The sequence below is a fragment of the Nostoc sp. genome (assembly GCF_036916735.1).
In the GTDB taxonomy this organism is placed as follows: Bacteria; Cyanobacteriota; Cyanobacteriia; order Cyanobacteriales; family Nostocaceae; genus Nostoc.
Genome location: NZ_JBALFV010000086.1, coordinates 1 through 19,052, shown reverse-complemented (window position 1 = coordinate 19,052; position 19,052 = coordinate 1). Strand labels below are relative to the sequence as shown.

Here is a 19,052-nt window from a genome sequence, read left to right as displayed (position 1 = left end):
GGCTAAATGCTACGCTATAGACCCCATCGCTATGCCCGTTGAGGGTTTTGATTTCTTTACCTGTAGCCGCATCCCAGAGTTTGACGGTTTTGTCCTTACTTGCAGAAGCGATGGTCTTGCCATCGTGGCTAAATGCTACGCTATAGACCCCATCGCTATGCCCGTTGAGGGTTTTGATTTCTTTACCTGTAGCCGCATCCCAGAGTTTGACGGTTTTGTCCTTACTTGCAGAAGCGATGGTCTTGCCATCGGGGCTAAATGCTACGCTGACGGTTTTGTCCTTACTTGCAGAAGCGATGGTCTTGCCATCGGGGCTAAATGCTACGCTACTGATCGGATTGCTATGCCCGTTGAGGGTTTTGATTTCTTTACCTGTAGCCGCATCCCAGAGTTTCACGGTATTGTCCCAACTTGCAGAAGCGATGGTCTTGCTATCGGGGCTAAATGCTACGCTACTGATCGGATTGCTATGCCCGTTGAGGGTTTTGATTTCTTTACCTGTAGCCGCATCCCAAAGTTTGACGGTATTGTCCCAACTTGCAGAAGCGATAGTCTCGCCATCGGGGCTAAATGCTACGCTATAGACCGCATCGCTATGCCCCTTGAGGGTGGAGATTTCTTTACCTGTAGCCGCATCCCAGAGTTTGACGGTTTTGTCCCTACTTGCAGAAGCGATGGTCTTGCCATCGGGGCTAAATGCTACGCTAAAGACTGCATCGCTATGCCCTTCCAAGCGGTTTCGTTCTTGGATATTGTAAATTGCTCGCTTGAGTGCAAATACAGCTTGTTGGTTAGCCGTTTGTTCTAAATTGGCATCCTGAGGTGGTCTACCTAAAAGTTGTCTACCTGACTGTAGAGCTGCAACCACAGCCTCAAGATGCCTGTCGGAAAGTAGGGAAGTTTCAGAGGTTTGTGCCAGAGCAATTACACCTTGTTGTTGCGCTACCTTAGCATTCTTTTGGGCGTTCCACCATTGATAAACAGCTAATCCAGCTAACCCAAACGATAGAGTAGCAAATATAGTTACAAATTGATTTCGCTGTTTCCTTTGTGCTTCTATTTTTATGCTTTCTTTTTCTTCTCGAACCAGGCGATTTCGCAGTTCTTGACTCTCCTGAATATACTCCTCGGCTACCCCATTTAACATTTGCCAATCACCAAATTTAGCTAAATATGCCTCTGCTACAGCTAACCTGTCATCTTGTCTAAGAAATCCTAGCTTTTTCTGATTCTTTTCCCATTCTTGGGCTTCCTCTTCAATCTGTCGCTCAATGCCAATTCCCAACTTATATTCCTCTTTCCACTCCCGCAACATTTGCCAATGGCGGATTAAGGCTTCGTGGACAACATCTAAAATTACATCCTGGGAATCCGGCTCATCCGTCTTTGTAATTAATCGGGCATCTTTATTGGCTAACTTATCGCTCACCTGTTGCAAAAGTTCCAAGTCATGATGGGAATTAACCAATTCGCGTAAACGCACGCGCCGCCGTACATCTGTGGTTTCTCCGATTTGCGTCAATTCTAGAAAAAGTCGCCGCGCCACAGTTTTTTCTGTTGGTAAAAGACTGTCGTAAACTGCATCGGCGCGTTTTTGTAGCGTTCCTTCCACCCCGCCTAAATCCTGATAAGTTTTCAGGCTAAGAAGTTCATCGCTTTGATTTATCGATTCACGCCACAATTCTGTTAAGGTATATTGCAGCAAGGGCAAACTTCCGGGGTAATCCTCAACATCATTAATTAATTGCTGTTTTAACCTTCCCTCTATGCCTAATCCTACCCAATCAGCTGGTTTAGTAATCGCTTCTTCAATTTCGTCACGGGTTAAGTGTTCGACGTTGATGTAAGGTTTATGGATTCTGCCGGCAAATTCGGGATATTCTCGCCATCTCCCGCGAAAATCCGATCGCATTCCAATGAAAATATAAAGGTAATCTGTACAGTCAATTAATTCCCCCAAACATTTAAAGAATCCCTGGCGCTGGCTGTCATCACCCATAGTAAAGCATTCTTCAAACTGGTCGATAATCAAAATAACTGGTGTGTTTAATGCTTTTAACTCCTCGCCGATGACATGAGCAATATTTTCCGTTGTCCCTGGATGGGAAAGATTCGGCAAGGAGACTGAAAAAGCCTCCTGTAAACTTTTAACAGGAGATTCTTTAGGCGTAAACGGATTAATATAAGTCCAGCGATCGCTCCCTGGAATATCTTGCCCTAACTTCAGCTGGTAGAGTAACCCAGCCCGTAACAGAGATGATTTTCCACTACCGGAAGCACCTAATACAGCAATTAGGCGATGCTTCTCTCTTACCTGTTGAATCAACTCCTGAGTTAGCGCACTCCGCCCATAAAAAACCTCAGCATCTTCCTTTGTTTCGGTAAAATATGACAGGGAACGATAAGGACACTTATCCTGAAAGCTTTTTTGCGAAAACCTAGTACTCAGCAGAATTGCTCGTGGGGAATTAGCAATTAACGGACGCTGGACTGTATTCGACATTCGGCTGATAATCAAATCTGCCAATTTGTGGCTATTAACGATCCCATCTGCGTCATTTTCCGGGTTCAATCCTGCAAGTAACGCCTCCGTCAACAACCCCTGCGTATGGGGAATTTCCACTCCAGTTTCGTAAGAACGGGTTGCAGTAATTAAACAGTAGTCTTTATCTGTGGGCTTATATTTCAGCAACTCACCGCTATAGCAGCAATCTAGCCAAACAACGACTCGTTTAGCCTGACTTGTTTGCAACTGTTCTCCCAACCAACTTAAGGGTATACCATAGATATCTGCTTCCGGGTAGACATCACTGGTAGCTAGAAATACTTCTTCTTTGCCCGCCACAGTTTTGCACCACCCATGTCCTGAAAAGAAGAATAACGCTGTTTCTGGGATGGGGTTAGGAGGAGGAGGATTGAAAAGATTAGCGATCGCCTCTGTCAATTCTTGCACCTTTAGCGCCCCTTGGCGATCAATTTTACTTTCTCCCTTCTGGTTTAAAGTTCTAGGTAAACACTGAGCGCGAAAAGGTCTATAACCGTATTGTTCTAATTGTTCGGCAATTTTCTCAGCATCCTCTGCTGCTGCTGTTAGCGGCTTTAGGGTGGTGTACTCTGGGTAATAATTAATTCCAATAACTTGAGCAGCCCATTCCGATGCCATTTTTATTACCTGACTAACCATTAGAACTTTTTGTTAAACTGTAGGCAAAATCTGTCCACAGCTTTAATACCTAATTCACAGTATTCTTTAGTTTTTACGGAAAATAACTAGAAAAGCGTGCAATCAGCTATATTAATTTACGCAACAAAAAGTATAATAAAGAGCGTTTTATTGTGTAAATTATTCTTTCTAGACATAAAAACTCAAAATTAAACATCTAATATCTGCTGTAATCATCTCACTTAAATTATGTTTATACTAGTCGTAGTAAGTTAAGTTTGATATAAAAACCTATGAAGACAAAGCCTGACAATACTATCATTGCTTTTCTCCTGGCATTTCAAGACTTAAAAACCGCTCTTGGAGAACAACATAAACAGAATTTAAAGGAAGTTGCCAAGCAATTAGAAACCCAACCTAAAGCTTGGGAAGTCCATATTAAAGAACGTTTATTAGAGATAATTGCTGCTAATTCTGAATTAAGTCAGTCTTATCAATTTTATCAGTCTCAATTGGAGAATCTAGAAGAAATTCCTCAGAATTTACTTCCAACTGAAGCTGAAATTAGTAAGCTCGTTTCTCGTGACAAGGCTCCAATAACTAGAGGCTTTAAACCCAAAGATGAAGCTACAGGCTACGAAAGCCAACTCAATAATGTTGTAGTCATTGTTGGTAGTTCTTCTCAACCAGAAGAAACAGTTAAACAAGCTACATTTTTAGAAAAATGGAAACAATTTTTATCTCAATCCAATCCATCAAATTAGTTTTTCCATTGTAATGAGCGATTTAATCTATCCTACAGTCGATTTATTTTTATATGCTTTAAAAAGTTCTTTAAACACAACTGATGCAGAAACAGAAAAAAACCAAGCAGCTTTTTTAGCTCAATTACCCTCTGACACTCAATTTCACGATCCTGACATTGAAACCGAGTATTTAGAGATTACCCATCCTACTCAAATTAATTTTATTTCCCAAAATAAAACTTTAGAAGGATACTATTATGCTGTTAGATTAAATGACACTTATGGCTTACAACTTGATTGCTCTATTAATAATCAAACCGAAAGTCAATCAGCTAAATCTTTTACAATCTTAAAAACTGAAATTGAACAAAAACTAAATAAGGAACTAGCAACAATTGGACAAACTTGGTTGCTTTCTGGTTGGCTACCAGAAAACTCGTCTCAAAATCCTGAAGATATTGCCAAAGATTGCTATTATGCTTTATTTCAAGATACTTATTGGCAACCAGAACGAAGTGCTTTTTTAGACGGAAAAATTTTTGAAATATGGCATTCAGTAAATACAAATTATAGCCCAAAAAAAGCAACCAATACTCTAAATAGTCACGAACATCATGTGATTATTGCTATTTATACTAATCGCGATAGCGCAGAACAAGCTGCGGAATTTTATAAAGATTGGATGGGGTTATTTTGTTATCGAAATAAGATTACGTGGGCTTATTGGCAAAGTCGTTTAGTCAAAGAATCTCTGCTCAATCATTATAAACAGATTGAAGAAAATAGAAAAATTACCAATCAAAGTAATTCTCGGCAAGAAAAGCACAATATTACCACCTCTCGCAAAATTTTAAATAATATTGATAACATTCTTCAGCAATATACAATCGACTTACTCAACCTCTCTTTTCAAAAAAATATTATTGAAATTAATTTATCTAATTATCAACTTCGCTTGGCTTTGATTAAAGAAAAAACAGGTCAAAATAATCAGCTAGATTTTTTAGAAAAATTTAGCGCCCTAGCCAACAAAAAATATTTATCACAAATTAATAAAGATGTCGAAAATATGCAACTTGGCTTGCAACTTCTAGAAGATACAATTAACACTACTCGCAGTCGCATAGAAGTCGAAAAATCTGAACGAGAGCGTAACTTCCAAGAGCTTGTAGCTGTAGCGGGTGCTGGGATAGCAACTGTATCTCTGTTAAAAGACCCTGCAAAAGATTTTTGTAGTAAAGAAAGTAGTAAAGATATCTTTCCTAAAATTCCTCATTTTTGCGACTACCCTTTCAGTTTCAGTCTGATGGTTGGAATCATTGTTGGTTTTGTGGTTTGGTGGCTGAGAAAACGATGGCGATAAGCGAAGCTTAAGCCTTCGGCTATCGTGAGAAGATGTAATATTATCGGTATTAGATTACTGTTGTATTGGTTTCATAAAAATTCCTGTAGATGCTTGCATATTCACCTACAGGATAAGTTGTATAATTCTCTTATGTGTTACACAAATTTTTGATTTTTGTACAACAATATAATATATAGTATGTTTTTATACTATTCAACCGTAACACTTTTAGCAAGGTTACGAGGCTGATCGACATCCAAACCGCGACGGGCGGCAATATGATAAGCCAATAATTGTAAAGGAACTACTGTGAGAATTGGAGAAAGTAATTCTTCTACATGAGAAACGGGAAGAAGATCGTTAAAAATTTCCGCAGCTTCGCCATCATTGACGGGAGTCACGCCAATTAACCGAGAATCTCTAGCTTTGGCTTCTTGGGCATTAGAAATAACTTTTTCGTAAACACTACCAGGAATTGCGATCGCAACTACTGGTACTTTCGCATCTAAAAGTGCGATCGGGCCATGTTTCATCTCTCCAGCCGGATAACCTTCGGCGTGAATATAGCTGATTTCTTTTAATTTCAGCGCCCCTTCCAAAGCAATAGGAAAGTTAATTCCCCTTCCCATAAAAATGAAATCTTTCGTTTCGGCGAATTCGTGGGCTAGCTGTTCAGTTAAGCGTTCCTGACTTTCCAAAGTTGCCTCAATTTCTTTAGGAATCTGTCGCAATCCATTAATAATTTGAGCTAATGTATCTTTTGAAATTGTCTGACGACGAGCGGCTAAATCTAATGCCAATGCATAAAATGCCATCAATTGAGCGGTAAAAGTTTTCGTCGCCGCTACGCCAATTTCAATTCCCGCTAAAGTACTAATGATATGCGACACCATGTGACCAAGGCTACTTTCAGGACGATTGGTAATGCCCAGTAGTCGCGCTTGATATTTAGATTCTTTCCCCTGGCGACGTTCTTTTTCCATCGCTAAAGCTGCTAGGGTATCGGCTGTTTCACCTGATTGAGTAACACCAACGATCAACGTGTTAGCCGTTACGGGTGATGGTGCATAGCGATACTCAGAAGCATAATGTACCTGAGTTGAAATTCCTGCTAGTTGTTCGAGTAAATATTTTCCGATTAATGCTGCGTGCCAACTCGTACCACAGGCGACGATCTGAATTTGTTCTAAATCGGTGTATAAATCGGCAGGTAAACCAAGATTGATTGGCGATTCGGTAGATTCCTGTGGATTAAAGTATGCTTCTAAACTAGCTCTTACTACCCCTGGTTGCTCATGGATTTCTTTGAGCATGAAGTGTTTGAATCCCTGCTTTTCTACCAATGCAGGATTGAAGTTGAGCAGTCGGGGTTGTTTTTTCAACCTGTCGCCAGCAAAATTGTAAATTTCAACGCCCAAAGGTGTGAGGCGGGCAATTTCGCCATTTTCTAAAGGTAGCACCGCACGGGTATAGGCAACGATCGCAGGCGTATCAGATGCACAAAAGAATTCCCCTTGCCCAAAACCAATTACCAAAGGTGCTTGCTGACGAACAAGAATCAATTCATCAGGGTAATCAGCAGAAATAACTGCGATCGCAAATGCCCCTTGCAAGTGGTTAACTGCTTGGCGAATTGCTTCTAGGAAGGGAGATGAAGAAGATGAGGAAGATGAAGGGGGAAGATTCTTTAAAAATTCAGCTATAAGATGGGGAATTACTTCTGTATCGGTTTCAGAAAGAAACCTGTGTCCTTTTGCTTTGAGTTCCTCGCGTAAGTCGCGGTAATTTTCGATAATGCCATTTTGCACTACCGCCACTCGCTTTGCGGTATCCATGTGGGGATGGGCGTTGTACTCTTCTGGTTTACCATGAGTTGCCCAGCGTGTGTGACCAATACCAATCTGAGCGGGCGTTTCTATTTGTTCCAGTTTAGAACGCAGGTTATGCAGTTTGCCCTTTGCCCTGACACAATTAACCTCACCTTCCCAAACAGTGGCGATTCCAGCCGAATCGTAGCCCCTGTACTCTAGTTTTTCCAGCCCAGCCAGTAAAATGTCTGTCGCCGCTTGAGTGCCTATATATCCAACGATTCCGCACATTGTTCACACCACTTTTTTTCAGGATGATTAAATCCAGTATAGGTTCTAGCACAAACTCGACATTTTGCAAAGAAAAAAGGGAGTAAATTACTCCCTCCTTTACCACTAGGTATTTCTAAAGGTGCTTTCTATTAAGAAACTTTAAAAGTTTTGAACACTGAGGTCTGAGTTCTCAGTGCTGAGTGAAGAATCAAGAAATTGTTTTTTTGATTTACTTCTTTTGCCTCAGGACTCAAGACTCAGAACTCAGCGAGAACTCTGAGCAAAGCAAAGGCTTGCGCCTCTCCCTTGTGTCCAACGGAGACAAGGCAACAGTTCTGAAAGAACAGTTGGGCAGTAGACCCGCATCGTGATCAGAAGTTCGCTGACTTAGCACTGAGCTTTTTAGTAAGCCAGACCCATACTGCGAGTTGTTTCAGCGCCCAGATAAACCCGGATGCTCAAAAAGTCGGTGGGACAAGCGGTTTCGCAGCGCTTACAGCCCACGCAGTCTTCTGTACGGGGTGAAGAGGCGATTTGAGCAGCTTTACAGCCATCCCAAGGAACCATCTCCAGTACATCAGTAGGGCAAGCGCGGACGCATTGGGTGCAGCCAATGCAGGTATCGTAGATTTTTACGGTATGAGACATTGAAAAAATCGCTCCTTTCGAGTGTTCTTCTCTGCGAAAGAATCATAATCAACGCATAGTTTACCGCAGTGGTTGATAGGCCGTAATCAAAAGGCTACATAACTTCAAACAATGTAATGAGCACCCTTGATAAGTGGTTTTTGCGAGATTGTCCTATTGACTTATTAATCAGAAACATCAGAGGAGCGTATTTACCCCACTGATATACCATGATAGAGTTTAATTGTAAAGGTAAATGAAACAAAAATCAATCTAAAAGGCTAGCATTGCAACGCAAAAGTCAAAAATCACGCATTTAGCCGGGTTAGATCACAAAATGAAAATCTACTCTCAACGACTCTGTTTAGAGCCATTAGAATCGGCTCATGCCGAACTGCTTTTTGATGGATTACAGAATGCTAATATATACGACTTTATCGAAGATGTGCCGCCACAAACTGTTGCATCGCTTCGCGATCGCTACATCATGCTGGCACGTCGTCAATCACCAGATGGAACGGAGATTTGGTTGAACTGGGCTGTCTGGTCTTTTGTAGAGAAATGCTACGTTGGATATGTTCAAGCAACAATTACTATAAATAAAAATGCAATCATTGCGTATGTGTTTTTTCCTAATTCATGGGGGAAAGGTTATGCACGCGAAGCAGTGAGGTGTATGATTAATTATTTGGTTGAGACATACCAAAATCTGGATTTTTGTGCTTACGTTAATCTCCAAAATCATCGTTCTATTGCTTTATTGCATAATCTGGGATTTGTACGCTCGACTTTTTTTCAAAATGTTGAGTCTAACCAAGATGAATTTAAACACGAAGTACAGTACCGAAAATGCTAATATAGCGATTTTCAATTGCATGGAACACAGTAATGCTGATTGGTGTTAACTTCAGCTAAAATTCCTTTAAAATCTCGTTTCCAGCTTCAAGCTTCTGCCGCAAGTCTTGAGGCGGCAGTCCCTACTATCAATTATTCCCAGTCAGAGACTGGAAACGATAAAAACGAGAGAATCTATAAAAGCTGTATATTTAACTTTTTAAATCTGACAAACTCATAATCTTTACTTTTCTATATCAGAGAATTTCTGAAATTGCAAACTCATCAGTTATAGCAGCAATTTTAATTGGATTTTTTGCCTCATTAACGATTACTTTCAGTTGTTCTTCCGAATGTTTAGCATCAGGTAATTTCTCTTTTGTATACTCACTTTCTCGGATTTTTCGAGCAATACTTTCTAGCAGCCAAAGTTGTTCTTCCACAGATAAGGCACGGACGGAGCGCTCGATTTCTAGTAAATTTGGTGATATCATTTTGATTTTGATTCTAAGCGTGACGTATTTTGTAAAGATATTATATTCAGTCTATCTGCTTATACCAATTCTGTATAATGATGCCCCAAATTATATAACGAACGAACCGCAAAGGCGCAAAGGACACAAAGGAAGAAAGAAAATTTGGCGCAGCCTCACAAAGAAATGATATTAAGCTAGAGCATTGCAAATCCCCCATCATCTCCCCCAAGTTTATCTTTTCACAAATCATCAGAGATTGCTATAAATAACTAAAAACTACTTTGATGATTTTTGAATTGCGTATTCCTGCTGAAGCAAAATGTACGCTAAACTGGCCACATGAATTACGAAACAGCTCGGAAACTCCTCATAGATCAGACAATCACAACCGAGGAAAACCCAGATGCGCTGTTGACGCGTATGAAACAGGGGAAACCACCGGTACCTGGTCAAATCACCTCGATTTTGTTGGCATTGAAAGTGGTGTTTGAAGCCCTCAAAGATGCAAAGAGCCTAGACCGAGAGCTGGCTTTGACCCTTTATCAGTTAAGCATTAAGGCGCAACAGCTATTTGCCGCAGGGCGTAAAGCGGGGGTTGATTGGCCGCCACTACTGAAGGAAGATTTACTACGAATTTCCTTAGCATCTGAAAGTATCTTTTCGGGTACATGGCAAACCCTCGCTCCTATAGGGTTAGGGAAGTTGTAGAATACCAATTCAGTCATCTTTAAACGACTTGGGATGAGGGAGCAGGGGAGCAGGGGGAGCAGTAGAGGCAGTGCAGGCAAGGGGACAAGGGGACAAGGTGACAAAAGTTAGAACTTGTAACGCCGTCTTTATCTTCCCCTTGTTTCTTCCGACTGGACTTTAGACTAATGACTAATACCAAATGCCGATTACCGAATTTGCAGTTCCCTTTCTAACTTGTCTAAGTCAGTTTTGAGCAAAATCGTCATTTGACCAGTAAAAGCTATGCCAGTCTTGGGTTGGGCAATTTCGACCCAGTATACATAGCGATCGCCTACTCGTAATTCTCCCTTTAAAGCTTCCCGAATTGGAGTTTTGGCAAGAAGCGCTGAGTTAACTACCTTTTCGTTGGGATACTGATAAACGACTTGGGCGCGATCGTAATCTTGATAAATCTCTAAGCCATAAATCACCCGCAAAGATTCCTGGAGACGCGTAAATGTCATGCCGTTAATGGCATCATACATGGCAATGCGCTCAGTCCGAATTGTGCCCCGGTCTTTGGAAAACTCCACTTTACCGGGAGGCAATACTGACGCTTGAAAAGTGAATCGTTGAGCAGCTGTATCAGTCTTTTGCACAAATAATTGTTCCCCACTCCTGGGGCGGAGTGTAGGATGTGCTTTAATCCAGGCGCCTACTTCTTCTGTACTTTGCCCTGGTAAAGCATTGGCTTGAGAATCAAACAACGTTTCTACACACAGCCAAGGCACTAGAGAAAAAGGCAAAATCAAACAGTTAAGCAGAGATTTTTTGGGCATTTTACTGTTGAGGACTTTCATGGAAATTTCCCCATTAGAGAGTAAGCATAGTCTTCCCGTTTTTCAGCAAGATTGTTTCAAGTGTCAACCCAACTTAATACATCAAGGAGCTTATTTATCACGGCTCTATCAGAGAAAAAGCCAACAATAGAATTTTTACGAGTATTACGTTCAGCCAAAACAATAACAAATAATCCAAGTTTTACTAATTTAACAGGGTTGAAGCAAATAAAAGAGGCTTACAAATAAAATTTATCTATAAGTTTGATGTATGTTGGCGCATCTTAATAGAGAATTAGTATTAACCCAAGCGTATTTATTACTGCATTTCATGAATTAAAGTAACTCGGAAAATCATTGAAAAATTATTATGTATCGTACTTTCTATGCGGTTTTACTGGATTCATCCACACTTCTAAACGACTAAATGCTTGTGAAGAAAGTAAAGTTAAACATAAATAAACTAACGCCACAGCCGCGTAAATTTCAAAAGCGCGATAGTTATCGGCGACAATTAACTGTCCTTTGCGAAACAACTCTTCAAAACCAATCACTGCAACTAAGCTTGTATCTTTCAATAAACTAATAAACTCATTACCTAAAGGTGGAATCATCCGTCGGAAAGCCTGGGGAAAAATTACATAACTCATTGTTTGTACAGAACTCAAACCTAATGACTGTGCTGCTTCTGCTTGTCCTGGTTCAATTGATTGAATCCCTGCACGAACAACTTCGGCAATGTATGCGGCGCTATTCAAACTTAAAGCAATTACCCCAGCAGTTAGGCGATCAAAACTAAATGTCAAACCAAGTTCTTGTAAAATTGCAGGTAATCCAAAGTAAATCATAAAAATTTGCACCAACAAAGGCGTTCCCCGGAAAAAATCCACATACGCCCTCGCCACCCAACGCACAGGTGCAATATGAGAAAGGCGGACAATACCAATCAGGGAACCCCCAATTAAACCAAACGCTACAGAAAGTATCGTCAATTGCAACGTTACTAACGCACCTTGTAATAAAGTTGGAAAAGCTTGCAAAATCACGCCAAATGAGGTAAATATTTTAGGTGTGCCAGCGCTACTCTGGTTCTCAAATAGTGATTTAACTGGTAATGATGGCGGCTTAGTTTTAAACCATTTTTGATAAATTTGGGAATAAGTGCCATTTTTCAGCACCCAATTCAAACCGTTGTTTATTAATGCCAGATTCGGCGAATTTTTAGCTGTAGCAATCCCGTAAAACTCCTCCGTCAGCAATTGCTGTACTATCTTAATTCCCTTGAGATTGCCCGTATTAATAGCATATAAAGTCACTGGTGCATCATTGATTACCGCATCCACATTACCATTGAGCAATTCTTGCAGGGCTAAAGGTGCTGAATCAAAACTGCGAATTTGCACTCCGGGAATACTCTTAGCCTTTGCAGCCCCAGTTGTACCAAGTTGTACCGCAATTTTTTCATTTTTGAGACTGTCAAAGCCAGTAATATTTTGATTGTCTGCACGGATGGCGATCGCTAACCCAGCTTTAAAATAAGGACGGGAAAAAGAAATTGTCTTCGCCCTCTCCTGAGTAATCGTGATCGAACTAATGGCTGCATCTACCGTTTTGGCTTGCAAAGCTGGGATAATACCATCAAAAGGCAGACTTTGAAAATCCACTTTAAAGTTAGCAGAGGAAGCGATTGCATTCATCAAATCAATTGAAAAACCCTGTAACTCACCATCTTTTCCTTTAAACTCAAAAGGTGGAAACGCTGGTTCAGTAGCAACCCGTAGAGTTTTCCCAGCACTAGGATTCACACTACAGCCAGCCAGTAACAAACAGCTAAAACCTACGACCACACACCAGCGCAGCCAACAGATAAAACTAAATTTAGCCATATTATTTTCTCTCCCCTCTGCGCTCTCTGCGCCTCTGCGGTTCGTTCAAATTAGGGACTTGCAACTGTACAATCTCTGCCAAGAAATAAATTTCTTGGATAATAGCTCAAGTCTACTTAAGTAGACTAAAACCCTTACTTCGTCTTCTAAAGAAGACTAGCTATTAGTCTCAGAATTATTCTGAGGCGTTTTTTAGGATTGCTACGTGTCTACATTAAAAACCTTACAATCAACTGTAGAGCAGTTTGACATATTGACATAAGTAATGAACAATACCATCCCTGCCATTATTTTTGATGATATCGAAAAAAACTTTGGTTCCCTCAAAGTTCTCAAAGGAATCACCGGCGAAATCAACCGAGGAGAAGTCGTTGCAGTTATCGGTTCCTCTGGCTGTGGTAAAAGTACTTTACTACGCTGCTTCAACCGCTTAGAAACAATTGACAAAGGACGTTTAATAATTAATGGAATTAACTTATCTCGACCCACTGTCAACTATAGCCAAGTGCGGCAACTACGAACACAAGTAGGTATGGTTTTTCAACAGTTCAACCTGTTTCCTCATCTTAGCGTCTTAGAAAATATGACACTCGCCCCAAAAAAAGTCTTGGGAAAAACACCGAAAGAAAGCGCCCAACTAGCGAGGTTATATCTCGAAAAAGTTGGCTTATCTGACAAAGCCTCGGCTTATCCCGAACAACTTTCTGGGGGACAAAAACAACGAGTAGCGATCGCTCGTAGTTTATGTATGAATCCCCAAATCATGCTATTTGACGAACCCACCAGCGCCCTAGATCCCGAACTCGTCGGCGAAGTTTTGCAAGTGATGCAACAATTGGCATCAGAAGGGATGACAATGGTGGTTGTCACCCATGAAATGCAATTTGCCAAAGAAGTAGCCCATCAGGTGATATTTTTAGATAACGGTATTGTGACAGAACAAGGCCCAGCCTATGAACTGCTGACCAATCCTCAAAGCGATCGCTTACGTATTTTCCTCAGTCGCCTCAACGTTAGATAGTTAGGAGTTAGGAGTGAGGAGTCAGGAGTTGTCAATTAAAGGTTTTTTTATAACTCATAACTCATAACTCATCACTTTTCAAAGATATTCGCGCAAGAAATCAAAGGGATCATCTTCCCAACAAGGTTCAGGTATCAGCCAAACCAAATTACTGTGGATGTCGGCTTCAATTTCATCACCGTCATCTCGATCAAATAGTTCTATCAAAGCTGTCCAATCACGCTCTCTCAGAGATGTTAACGATGGGGCATATACCTGGAAATTATTTGAGTAATTCACGCGCAAAGTTGTGCTTGAGTGCCGTAAAAATTTAATATATAAATTTGTAAATAATCAGATTTTAGGTTTGACAACCGTAGTTAAATAGTTATTTTCATACTATTAAATATGGGCTACTCTCATCAGTGTCTCACAATTTAAATAGGACTGCTATAGTATTTATTACATAATTTCAAGCTTAATTACTCAGACTGGAAAAATCTTTGCGGTTGCGACTCGACTAATTCCACACCAAAGACTTCAGCAAAGGACTGTGTTATATAAAAACGCACATCTTCGCAGGTGATACCTGGAATCCATTCGGCTAAACTGCCTACAGGTTTATCAGAAATACCGCAGGGTACAATGCGCTCAAAGCCTCTCATATCTGGACAAACATTTAATGCAAAGCCGTGCATAGTAATCCAACGGCTGACTTTAATACCAATAGCTGCTACTTTTCGCCCTTGTAACCAAACGCCAGTAAAAGCCGGAATTCTTTCTCCCTGCAATCCATAAACTGCCAATACCCGAATTATGACTTCTTCGAGTTCGCGTAAGTACCAATGCAGGTCTTTACGATAACGTTGGAGATTTAAAATTGGATACCCCACCAATTGACCGGGACAATGGTAAGTAACCTCGCCGCCTCGTTCAACTCGATGCACGTCATACTCACTGTTTACCCTGAGCGGAGCCGAAGGGTCAATATCAAATCTGATAAAATCTGAGTTGCTTCCTTGTCCTAGAGTGTAGACGGGTGGATGTTCTAGCAAAATTAACACGTCGTCTAGACTGGGATTATGGATACGCTCAGTCAGGAGCGATCGCTGCCATCCATGAGCTTCTAAGTAAGGCATTAATCCTTGGTTATACAACAAACAACGGTTTTTTGGTGTTCTCATACTATGGATTATGCCAAAAATCAACTGTATTAAGGGCGAAATATATTTAAAATTACAGGATCGGAGTCAAAAAATGTCAAGATTTGCAAAGGATTTTAAAGGAAAGTCAAAGGAACACGCACTAGAAAATACAAAGTGCTAGGTTGAATATACAACCTCAATAATAGGTTTTTAGGAGGAATTCTCTGCAATAAGCATCATGCCAAGACGAGAAAGACGAATGTACTGGTTGATGACTCTCATAACATTAGTTTGCATTTCAAACATAATCAAATTTCCACAAAGACTTGTATTATTGAATAACAGCAAGCAAACTTAAACCGAACACACAAGGAGCAACTATCAACAGTTCTGTAAGCGTTGTTTTAACACAAAAGACAGTTACAGGAGCTACTGCTCAAATTTCCTCACTAAAGAATTCTAGGTGGATATTCAATTGGATATCAGCGCAGAGATGAGGAGGAAAATTAAGGGTATAATGAGCGATAACCCAGGTGCAATAAGCTTAGACACAGCTTACCAGCAGTACATAGAAAGAGTTCACAATTTGTTTTGGCGGGAGTAATAGAGCTTACCGCAATTTCTTTTCATACAAAGCAAATTCACACATTAAATATTCAGTGGGAGAGTTTACATGAAGCTTGTCATCCACGGCAAAAATATTGAAATCACCGATGCGATTCGGGAATATGTACATCAAAAGATTGAAAAAGCAGTTAGTCACTTTCAGAGCCTTACAAATGAAGTGGATGTGCATCTTAGCGTAGCCCGTAATCCTCGAATTAATACAAGACAAGCGGCTGAAGTAACTATTTATGCTAATGGTAATGTTATCCGTGCAGAGGAAAGCAGCGAAAACCTCTATGCCAGCATTGACTTAGTTGCAGATAAAATTGCCCGTCAACTGCGGAAATATAAAGAACGGCGTCAAGACCAGAAAACCCAGCCCCAACCAGAAGAAGTAGTTGTTGCAGAGTCGGTAGTCACAGATTTAATTGGCGATCGCACCCCCGAATTACCCAACGAAGTTGTTCGCACCAAATATTTTTCCATGCCGCCGATGACCCTTGCAGAAGCCCTGGAACAACTGCAACTCGTAGGGCACGACTTTTATATGTTCCGCAATTCTGAAACTGGAGAGATTAATGTAATTTACGAACGCAACCACGGCGGTTATGGTGTGATCCATCCCCGCAATGGTAACGGTCATACTAACGGCAAGAATGGTAAGGCAACCCAGGCCAATATTGTCATGCCGGAAAAGTTGCATTCTAAATAAGGAATGGGGCATGGGGCATAGGGCATAGGGAATGTGGAGATGAGAAAGAATCAATGCCCAATGCCTAATGCCCAATGCCCATTTCCCTATTTCGCAATCTGTTGCAAAGTTTTCAGCGCTTCCTCAACGTGACCTTTAAAGTTAAACATTGAATTAAAGACGTATTGCACAACTCCTTGTTGGTCAATAACGTAAGTAACGCGACCAGGGAATAAGCCAAAGGCTGCTGTTGCGCCATATAGCTTCCGCACTTGGTCGCCTTTGTCAGTTAACAGCGTAAAAGGTAGATTGTATTTCGCAGCAAATTGTTGGTGAGATTCGATGGAGTCAGAACTCACGCCCACAACTTCAGCGCCAGCACTTTTAAACACTTCATACTGATCGCGAAAGGCGCAAGATTCAGCCGTACATCCTGGTGTGTCGTCCTTGGGGTAAAAATATAGGACAACATTTTTGCCGCGAAAATCTTGGAGGCTAATTGTTGAGCCGTTTTGAGCAGGTAGAGTAAAATTAGGGGCAGTATCTTTAACTTTGATTGGCATAGCGAGTTGTGGTAATTATTTAACAAAATTTTACCTTGTATCTAAGTTTATACATTTTGCTTGATTACTTGCATTAAGCGGGGTAGCTTAGTACAGCTTTGCGTAAAATCGTAGCGTTTTTAATGCAAGGGGACGCATTGGCATTGTCAACGGGTGCATTGGCATTGTTAGTCGATGCATTAGCATTGTTAGCTGATGCATTGGCATTGTTAGCCGATGCATTAACATTGCCAAATTTAATTCGCTACAAATTAATGAAATGCTGTACTTAGATACTCATCTAACGTAAAATTCCGCCTATGCGCCTGACTTCACTGGATGTTTTTCGCGGCATTACCATCGCTGGTATGATTCTTGTCAATATGGCGGGAGTTGCAGATGATGTATATCCTCCCTTAGCCCACGCCGATTGGCACGGTTGTACACCAACTGACTTGGTATTCCCCTTTTTTCTTTTCATTATTGGTGTAGCGATGACTTTCTCGCTGTCAAAGTACAGCGAAGGTAATACAACCTCAGCTGTTTACTGGCGCATCTTACGCCGCTCCGCCATTCTCTTTGCCTTGGGATTACTACTAAATGGCTTTTGGAATCAAGGTGTTTGGACTTTTGACTTTACTAGTATCCGCATTATGGGAGTGTTGCAGCGCATCAGCATTACCTATCTGCTGGCTTCCTTGATAGTTCTCAACCTTCCGCGTAAAGGTCAATGGATACTGGCAGCTGTTTTACTTATAGGCTACTGGCTAATAATGATGTACGTACCAATACCCGATTATGGCGCAGGAGTTTTGACGCGAGAAGGTAATTTTGGCGCTTATGTTGACCGTTTGATTATTCCCAAAGCACATCTATATAAAGGTGATGCTTTCAATTTTATGGGAGATCCAGAGGGACTGTTCAGTACTATTCCCGCAATAGTAAGCGTCCTCGCTGGCTATTTCACTGGTCAATGGATACGCAGTCAACCTGTACAGTCACGCACAAGTATCGGGTTAGCATTATTTGGAGTTGGTTGTTTAATTATCGGTTGGGTGTGGGGGTGGACATTCCTCATCAACAAAAAGCTGTGGACAAGTTCTTATGTAATCTTTACTAGTGGTTGGGCGTTACTTTTGCTAGCAGCTTGTTATGAACTTATCGAAGTCCGGGCAAATCGTCGCTGGAGTAAACCTTTTGAAATTATGGGCTTAAATGCGATCGCTCTTTTCGTTCCATCCGTTTTATTGATTAAAATCTTAGTGAAAACCACTATCGGCACAGGTAAAGACGCTCCCAGTACCTACAATTGGATTTACCAGAATTTTTTCGCATCTTGGGCAGGGGCGCTGAATGGTTCCCTATTCTTTGCTATAGTCACCGTGTTGTTGTGGTGGGCTGTTGGTGTTCTAATGTATCGCCAACGTTGGTTTCTCAAAGTGTAAATTTGCAAGCAGACATCAGAAAGCGAAAAAATTTTTATTGTTAAGTAAGTTGGCACAATAAAACCAAACTATGTGAAAAAAGATAAACTAGACTAAAACCCTCTTTCCTCCTGCCTCTTGTCTTATATCAACGACAAATTTTTACGCCGACCTATTTATTTATGTTTTAGTGTTATCAAGGTTACAATCAGCCACAGAAGCGTTTGCAGATTTATTTTTTCTAATTCATTTAAAGTATTAATAGACATCTTCAGAAACTAGATTTTCACCTAGACAGGATAAGGGTTTTAGACTCTTTTTCGGAGATGTCTAATCCATAAAAGAATTGTGAGGTAATGGATGCGTCGCCTTAAATTTTGGGTGTTTTTGCCAATTGCGTTGATATTTAGCTGCTTAGATCAACTGTTTCAATCTAACCCGTCTGTAGCCAACTCTAACCCAGCAGTAGTTTCACAAACTAGTCCGATATCAAAAGTGAGTTATCTCTCATCGTTGGAACAAGAGGTAATTGTTGAAACAAATAAGGTACGAACAAATCCCCAGTCATACCTCCCGATTCTAGAAAACTATAGAAAGCGCTTTGACGGAAACCTAGTCAACATTTCTAATAATACCTATTGGCAAACTCAAGAAGGAGTCAAAGCAGTTGATGAGGCGATCGCATTTTTGAAATCAGTACTTCCTGTGGGAGCATTGAGTGTATCTAAAGGTATGTCTTTAGCAGCAAAAGACCATGTTAAAGACCAAGGCCCAAAAGGTGCCACAGGTCATGATGGTAGCGATGGTAGCACCTACTATACTCGGATTGACCGCTATGGTAAATGGCAAAAAACCGCAGGCGAAAATATCATTTATGGCTATAACCCCTCTTTTGTTACTTTGGGGAGAGTATAATCAGGAAGGAAACCGGAAATAGTAATTAGTAGGGATGGTTACGCCACGCAGAGAAGCAGTAAA

At 40.9% G+C, this 19,052-nt stretch carries 17 protein-coding genes and 1 pseudogene; 9 read left to right on the top strand and 9 right to left on the bottom strand.

The window, feature by feature from the left end; translation table 11 throughout:
* Nucleotides 1-3,163 (bottom strand): nSTAND1 domain-containing NTPase (locus V7L20_RS19355; protein ID WP_334745642.1); only part of this gene is annotated, 3,163 nt, incomplete at its 3' end.
* Between the two features lie 293 nt (nucleotides 3,164-3,456).
* Here V7L20_RS19355 and V7L20_RS19350 point away from each other — a divergent pair.
* Both V7L20_RS19350 and V7L20_RS19345 read left to right on the top strand, forming a co-directional pair.
* Complete coding sequence (locus V7L20_RS19350; protein ID WP_334745641.1) at nucleotides 3,457-3,927, top strand: hypothetical protein; 471 nt, start codon at nucleotides 3,457-3,459, stop codon at nucleotides 3,925-3,927.
* Between the two features lie 13 nt (nucleotides 3,928-3,940).
* A complete protein-coding gene (locus V7L20_RS19345) occupies nucleotides 3,941-5,272 on the top strand; it encodes a hypothetical protein (RefSeq protein WP_334745640.1) in 1,332 nt (443 codons plus the stop codon).
* A 191-nt stretch (nucleotides 5,273-5,463) separates the two neighbouring features.
* On the opposite strand, the gene glmS is transcribed toward V7L20_RS19345, so the two are convergent.
* Together glmS and psaC are read right to left on the bottom strand one after the other, a co-directional pair.
* Nucleotides 5,464-7,353: a glutamine--fructose-6-phosphate transaminase (isomerizing) gene (gene glmS / locus V7L20_RS19340; RefSeq protein WP_334745639.1), complete on the bottom strand. Its 1,890-nt coding sequence runs from the start codon at nucleotides 7,351-7,353 to the stop codon at nucleotides 5,464-5,466.
* Nucleotides 7,354-7,737: 384 nt separating this feature from the next.
* On the bottom strand, nucleotides 7,738-7,983 hold the full coding sequence (gene psaC / locus V7L20_RS19335) for a photosystem I iron-sulfur center protein PsaC (protein WP_012411495.1): 246 nt from the start codon (nucleotides 7,981-7,983) through the stop codon (nucleotides 7,738-7,740).
* 316 nt (nucleotides 7,984-8,299) lie between these two features.
* Between psaC and V7L20_RS19330 the strand changes: the two genes are divergently transcribed.
* Nucleotides 8,300-8,818: a GNAT family N-acetyltransferase gene (locus V7L20_RS19330; RefSeq protein WP_334745638.1), complete on the top strand. Its 519-nt coding sequence runs from the start codon at nucleotides 8,300-8,302 to the stop codon at nucleotides 8,816-8,818.
* Nucleotides 8,819-9,053: 235 nt separating this feature from the next.
* On the opposite strand, the gene V7L20_RS19325 is transcribed toward V7L20_RS19330, so the two are convergent.
* Nucleotides 9,054-9,290: a hypothetical protein gene (locus tag V7L20_RS19325; protein WP_334745637.1), complete on the bottom strand. Its 237-nt coding sequence runs from the start codon at nucleotides 9,288-9,290 to the stop codon at nucleotides 9,054-9,056.
* A 321-nt stretch (nucleotides 9,291-9,611) separates the two neighbouring features.
* On the opposite strand from V7L20_RS19325, the gene V7L20_RS19320 reads away from it, so the two are divergent.
* On the top strand, nucleotides 9,612-9,980 hold the full coding sequence (locus tag V7L20_RS19320) for a Dethiobiotin synthetase (RefSeq protein ID WP_118162639.1): 369 nt from the start codon (nucleotides 9,612-9,614) through the stop codon (nucleotides 9,978-9,980).
* Between the two features lie 188 nt (nucleotides 9,981-10,168).
* On the opposite strand, the gene V7L20_RS19315 is transcribed toward V7L20_RS19320, so the two are convergent.
* Both V7L20_RS19315 and V7L20_RS19310 read right to left on the bottom strand, forming a co-directional pair.
* Complete coding sequence (locus V7L20_RS19315; protein ID WP_334745643.1) at nucleotides 10,169-10,780, bottom strand: hypothetical protein; 612 nt, start codon at nucleotides 10,778-10,780, stop codon at nucleotides 10,169-10,171.
* Nucleotides 10,781-11,148: 368 nt separating this feature from the next.
* On the bottom strand, nucleotides 11,149-12,666 hold the full coding sequence (locus V7L20_RS19310) for an ABC transporter permease subunit (protein ID WP_334745636.1): 1,518 nt from the start codon (nucleotides 12,664-12,666) through the stop codon (nucleotides 11,149-11,151).
* Nucleotides 12,667-12,931: 265 nt separating this feature from the next.
* On the opposite strand from V7L20_RS19310, the gene V7L20_RS19305 reads away from it, so the two are divergent.
* Complete coding sequence (locus V7L20_RS19305; RefSeq protein ID WP_334745635.1) at nucleotides 12,932-13,687, top strand: amino acid ABC transporter ATP-binding protein; 756 nt, start codon at nucleotides 12,932-12,934, stop codon at nucleotides 13,685-13,687.
* A 78-nt stretch (nucleotides 13,688-13,765) separates the two neighbouring features.
* On the opposite strand, the gene V7L20_RS19300 is transcribed toward V7L20_RS19305, so the two are convergent.
* Both V7L20_RS19300 and lipB read right to left on the bottom strand, forming a co-directional pair.
* Entirely contained in the window at nucleotides 13,766-13,966 is a 201-nt protein-coding gene (locus tag V7L20_RS19300; protein ID WP_334745634.1) for a hypothetical protein, read from the bottom strand.
* A gap of 182 nt (nucleotides 13,967-14,148) precedes the next feature.
* Nucleotides 14,149-14,850: a lipoyl(octanoyl) transferase LipB gene (gene lipB, locus V7L20_RS19295; protein ID WP_334745633.1), complete on the bottom strand. Its 702-nt coding sequence runs from the start codon at nucleotides 14,848-14,850 to the stop codon at nucleotides 14,149-14,151.
* 634 nt (nucleotides 14,851-15,484) lie between these two features.
* Between lipB and hpf the strand changes: the two genes are divergently transcribed.
* Nucleotides 15,485-16,129 carry a ribosome hibernation-promoting factor, HPF/YfiA family gene (gene hpf / locus V7L20_RS19290; protein WP_334745632.1) on the top strand — a complete coding sequence of 215 codons (645 nt, stop codon included), beginning with the start codon at nucleotides 15,485-15,487 and terminating at the stop codon, nucleotides 16,127-16,129.
* An 86-nt stretch (nucleotides 16,130-16,215) separates the two neighbouring features.
* On the opposite strand, the gene V7L20_RS19285 is transcribed toward hpf, so the two are convergent.
* Nucleotides 16,216-16,671, bottom strand: a complete 456-nt coding sequence (locus tag V7L20_RS19285; protein ID WP_334745631.1) for a peroxiredoxin — start codon at nucleotides 16,669-16,671, stop codon at nucleotides 16,216-16,218.
* A gap of 122 nt (nucleotides 16,672-16,793) precedes the next feature.
* Between V7L20_RS19285 and V7L20_RS19280 the strand changes: the two genes are divergently transcribed.
* From V7L20_RS19280 to V7L20_RS19270, 3 genes and pseudogenes are all read left to right on the top strand, one after another.
* The gene (locus V7L20_RS19280; protein WP_334745630.1) at nucleotides 16,794-16,943 is read left to right on the top strand and encodes a hypothetical protein; all 150 of its coding nucleotides are present in this window, start codon (nucleotides 16,794-16,796) and stop codon (nucleotides 16,941-16,943) included.
* Nucleotides 16,944-16,970: 27 nt separating this feature from the next.
* A complete protein-coding gene (locus V7L20_RS19275) occupies nucleotides 16,971-18,095 on the top strand; it encodes an acyltransferase family protein (protein ID WP_334745629.1) in 1,125 nt (374 codons plus the stop codon).
* A gap of 339 nt (nucleotides 18,096-18,434) precedes the next feature.
* Nucleotides 18,435-18,953, top strand: a pseudogene (locus V7L20_RS19270) (CAP domain-containing protein); the annotation flags it as partial.
* Nucleotides 18,954-19,052: the final 99 nt, after the last annotated feature.

Coding starts and splice junctions, on each gene's coding strand:
- V7L20_RS19275 (WP_334745629.1), top strand. CDS start 16,971: ATGCGCCTGACTTCACTGGATGTTTTTCGCGGCATTACCATCGCTGGT.
- V7L20_RS19345 (WP_334745640.1), top strand. CDS start 3,941: ATGAGCGATTTAATCTATCCTACAGTCGATTTATTTTTATATGCTTTA.
- psaC (WP_012411495.1), bottom strand. CDS start 7,983: ATGTCTCATACCGTAAAAATCTACGATACCTGCATTGGCTGCACCCAA.
- hpf (WP_334745632.1), top strand. CDS start 15,485: ATGAAGCTTGTCATCCACGGCAAAAATATTGAAATCACCGATGCGATT.
- V7L20_RS19280 (WP_334745630.1), top strand. CDS start 16,794: ATGCAAGGGGACGCATTGGCATTGTCAACGGGTGCATTGGCATTGTTA.
- V7L20_RS19285 (WP_334745631.1), bottom strand. CDS start 16,671: ATGCCAATCAAAGTTAAAGATACTGCCCCTAATTTTACTCTACCTGCT.
- V7L20_RS19320 (WP_118162639.1), top strand. CDS start 9,612: ATGAATTACGAAACAGCTCGGAAACTCCTCATAGATCAGACAATCACA.
- V7L20_RS19310 (WP_334745636.1), bottom strand. CDS start 12,666: ATGGCTAAATTTAGTTTTATCTGTTGGCTGCGCTGGTGTGTGGTCGTA.
- V7L20_RS19325 (WP_334745637.1), bottom strand. CDS start 9,290: ATGATATCACCAAATTTACTAGAAATCGAGCGCTCCGTCCGTGCCTTA.
- V7L20_RS19350 (WP_334745641.1), top strand. CDS start 3,457: ATGAAGACAAAGCCTGACAATACTATCATTGCTTTTCTCCTGGCATTT.
- V7L20_RS19305 (WP_334745635.1), top strand. CDS start 12,932: ATGAACAATACCATCCCTGCCATTATTTTTGATGATATCGAAAAAAAC.
- lipB (WP_334745633.1), bottom strand. CDS start 14,850: ATGAGAACACCAAAAAACCGTTGTTTGTTGTATAACCAAGGATTAATG.
- V7L20_RS19330 (WP_334745638.1), top strand. CDS start 8,300: ATGAAAATCTACTCTCAACGACTCTGTTTAGAGCCATTAGAATCGGCT.
- glmS (WP_334745639.1), bottom strand. CDS start 7,353: ATGTGCGGAATCGTTGGATATATAGGCACTCAAGCGGCGACAGACATT.
- V7L20_RS19315 (WP_334745643.1), bottom strand. CDS start 10,780: ATGCCCAAAAAATCTCTGCTTAACTGTTTGATTTTGCCTTTTTCTCTA.